This is a genomic window from Arthrobacter sp. HMWF013, from assembly GCF_003061105.1.
Taxonomy (GTDB): domain Bacteria; phylum Actinomycetota; class Actinomycetes; order Actinomycetales; family Micrococcaceae; genus Arthrobacter.
In genome coordinates, this window is sequence record NZ_QAIQ01000247.1 from 1 (window position 1) to 3,767 (window position 3,767).

A 3,767-nucleotide genomic window follows, 5' to 3' on the forward strand; every position below is an offset into this window, starting at 1 on the left:
GGGTCAGGCTGCGCGCCAGGTGGTCCGGCTCAGGGGCACCCGCCTGGGCGGCCAGGTCCCGGATCCACGCTGTGATCTTCCTCTTGTGCGCCACGGTCCTTTCGTGGACGCGGGTTCCGCTGGGGGACTCGGCCGCGGCGTTGATAAAGGCGCAGCCCCGGTAGCCGTCGCGGCGGCAGGCGCTGGCCAGGGCATCGAACAGCCCGACGAGCTGGTCGGCAGGAGCGGGACCGGCGGCCTCCGCCGCGGCGTGGAGCTGGCCGGTCCACACGCCGTCGACCTTCTCCAGATAGGCAAGGATCAGGTCATCCTTGGCCGGAAAGTACTTGTAGAACGTGGCCTTGGCCACCCCGGACTCGGCGATGATCGTATCGATGCCGGCGGCACGCAGCCCCTGCGCGTAGAACAGCCGGAAGGCAGTGGCGAGGATTTTTTCCCTGGCCTGCCCGGCAGGCGTGCGGGGCGCCGCTGGTGCCGGCGTGGCGGACGACTTCATGGCTCAATGGTACATCTTGCCGTAGACAGATCTGTCTGATAGCTTTCAATTCATCCACCAGTAGACGAACCTGTCTACCCCTTTCACTTTGGAATGAGGATCACCATGAAGATTGCCGTACTCGGAACCGGAAGTGTCGGACCGGCCATCGCAGCTGCATTATCGGAGCTCGGCCACGACGTGGTGATCGGAACACGGGATCCCCAAGCCACCCTGGCGCGCACCGAGCCTGGCGCGACCGGCGGGCCGGCTTTTTCCGAATGGCATGCGTCCCACCAGGAGATCGGCGTCGCCACCCTTGTTGGTGCAGCGGCAGCCAGTGACCTGGTGGTCAATGCCACCAATGGAGCTGCATCCCTCGAAGCCCTCAGTGCTGCCGGGGCCGAAAACCTAGCCGGAAAAATCCTGATGGACATCGCCAACCCGCTCGATTTCTCCCAGGGCTTCCCGCCATCCTTGAATCCGGTGAATGACGACAGCCTGGGCGAGCAGATCCAGCGGGCCTTCCCGGAAGCCAGGGTGGTCAAGACACTGAACACCATGACGAACAGCGTGATGGTTGACCCCCTGCATGTTGCCGGCGGGGACCACACGGTTTTCGTCTCGGGCAATGATGCCGGTGCCAAGGCGGCGGTGACCGGGATCCTGAAGGCCCTCGGCCACACAGATGTGCTGGATCTCGGTGACATCACCACTGCCCGCGGCGCCGAGATGATCTTGCCCCTCTGGGTGCGGATCTGGGGCGCGCTGGGGACCGGCGACTTCAATTTCAAGGTGGCACGTTAAGGATCGGCGTCACCATCTGAGACGGATTCCGCCCGGGGGCGAGGTGCGGGTAGCATCGAAAGCCAGTAACGTGGCTCACAGTATCCAGCGCAGTGTACGAGCCAAGTCCGAACCCTCGAAAGACAGTTTCCATGGCTAACACTGCAATGAATTCCGCTACCGATCTCGCCTCCGAACTCAGGGCCGATGTCCGCCGCGTTTCCACGCTGCTGGGCGAATCCCTGGTGCGCCAGCACGGTCCGGAGCTTCTGGACCTCGTGGAGCAGGTGCGCCTGCTGACCAAGGAATCCAAGGAGGCCGCCCGTGGCGGCGCCGACGCCACCGGCCCGTGGAGCGCGCACGACGTCGTCGAACAGGTCCGCGAACTGCTCGGCTCCCTGCCCATCGAGCAGGCCACCGACCTAGTGCGGGCGTTCGCGTTCTACTTCCACCTGGCGAATGCCGCCGAGCAGGTCCACCGCGTCCGTGGGCTGCGGACCCGGCAGGAGAAGGACGGCTGGCTTGCCAAGGCCGTCTCCGAGATCGCCGCCCAGGCCGGGCCCGGTGTTCTCCAGGAAGTGGTTAACGGGCTGGATGTCCGGCCCATTTTCACCGCCCATCCCACCGAGGCCTCCCGGCGTTCTGTGCTGGACAAGATCCGGAAGCTTTCGGACGTTCTGGCCCAGCCCACCAAGGAAGGCACCACCGCCCGCCGGCGCCAGGACCGGCAGCTTGCCGAGGTCATCGACCAGATGTGGCAGACCGACGAACTCCGCCAGGTGCGTCCCACGCCCGTGGACGAGGCCCGCAACGCCATCTACTACCTGGGCGGGATCCTCACTGACGCCATGCCTGAGATGCTGACGGAACTATCCGAGCTGCTCGATGAACATGGCGTGAGCCTGGCCTCCCAGAACGCCCCCATCCGGTTCGGGTCATGGATCGGCGGCGACCGCGACGGCAACCCCAACGTCACCGCTGCGGTCACCAGGGAGATCCTCCAGATCCAGAGCCAGCACGCCATCCGCATCAGCATCGGCATGATGGACGGCCTGATTTCCATCCTGTCCAACTCCACCGCGCTGGCCGGAGCTGACCAGAACCTGCTGGACTCCATCGACGTCGACCTGAAGAAACTCCCGGGCCTGGACCGCCGCGTCCTCGAGCTCAACGCCCAGGAGCCCTACCGGCTCAAGCTCACCTGCATCAAGGCCAAGCTGATCAACACCGGCAAGCGCATTGCCGCCGATTCCACCCATGAGCACGGCCGCGACTACAGCGCCACCGATGAGCTGCTGGCCGATCTCGAACTGCTGGAACTCTCACTCCGCAACCATTCAGCGTCCCTTGCTGCCGACGGCGCCCTTGCCCGGGTCCGGCGTGCGGTGGCGTCCTTCGGCCTGCACCTGGCCACCCTGGACATCCGCGAACACGCCGACCACCACCATGACGCCGTCGGCCAGCTGATGGACCGGCTCGGCGGACCGGGCCTCCGGTACGCCGAACTGAGCCGCCACGAGCGCTTCGACGTGCTGGGGTCCGAGCTTGCCTCGCGCCGGCCGCTGTCCGGCCACCCGATTAAGCTCGACGGCGTCGCTGACGGAACGTACGACGTCTTCCGCGAGATCCGCCGCGCCCTGCGCACGTACGGTCCGGATGTCATCGAGACGTACATCATCTCCATGACCCGCGGCGCGGACGACGTCCTGGCCGCTGCGGTCCTGGCCCGCGAGGCCGGCCTCGTCAACCTGTTCGGCGCAGCCCCGTATGCCAAGATCGGGTTCGCACCGCTGCTGGAGACCGTGGAGGAGCTCCGGGCCTCTGCCGAGATCGTGGACCAGCTGCTGTCCGTTCCGGCGTACCGCGACCTTGTCAGACTGCGTGGCGACGTCCAGGAAATCATGCTGGGCTACTCGGATTCCAACAAGGAATCGGGTGTCATCACCAGCCAGTGGGAGATCCACAAAACCCAGCGGAACCTGCGCGACGTTGCGGCCAAACACGGCGTCCGCGTCAGGTTGTTCCACGGCCGCGGCGGTTCCGTGGGCCGCGGCGGCGGGCCCACCTACGACGCCATCATGGCCCAGCCCAACGGCGTCCTCGAAGGTGAAATCAAGTTCACCGAACAGGGCGAGGTCATCTCGGACAAGTACTCGCTTCCCGAACTGGCCAGGGAAAACCTCGAGCTGTCACTCGCTGCCGTGCTCCAGGGTTCGGCTCTGCACCGGGACCCGCGGACGTCGGACGACCAGCGCGAACGGTACGGGCACGTCATGGAGATCATCTCCGACGGCGCCTTCGAACGGTACCGGAAGCTCATTGACCATCCGGATCTGCCCGCGTACTTCCTGGCCTCGACGCCGGTGGAGCAGCTGGGCTCGCTGAACATTGGCTCCCGCCCGTCCAAACGCCCGGACTCCGGCGCGGGTCTTGGCGGCCTGCGCGCCATCCCGTGGGTATTCGGCTGGACCCAGTCCCGGCAGATCGTCCCCGGCTGGTTCGGAGT

The 3,767-nt window shown here is 65.9% G+C and carries 3 protein-coding genes; 2 read left to right on the forward strand and 1 reads right to left on the reverse strand.

All coding sequences use genetic code 11. The features are described from left to right. Positions 1 to 496: TetR/AcrR family transcriptional regulator (locus DBR22_RS10035; RefSeq protein ID WP_108598900.1), on the reverse strand; the 496-nt coding region annotated here is incomplete at its 3' end. 105 nt (positions 497 to 601) lie between these two features. Here DBR22_RS10035 and DBR22_RS10040 point away from each other — a divergent pair. After that, entirely contained in the window at positions 602 to 1,282 is a 681-nt protein-coding gene (locus DBR22_RS10040; RefSeq protein ID WP_108598901.1) for an NADPH-dependent F420 reductase, read from the forward strand. A 131-nt stretch (positions 1,283 to 1,413) separates the two neighbouring features. After that, on the forward strand, positions 1,414 to 3,767 hold a 2,354-nt coding region (locus tag DBR22_RS10045), incomplete at its 3' end, for a phosphoenolpyruvate carboxylase (RefSeq protein ID WP_108598902.1).

Bases quoted from the DNA above. Each gene is read 5' to 3' on its own strand.
- DBR22_RS10040 (WP_108598901.1), top strand. From the start codon at position 602: ATGAAGATTGCCGTACTCGGAACCGGAAGTGTCGGACCGGCCATCGCA.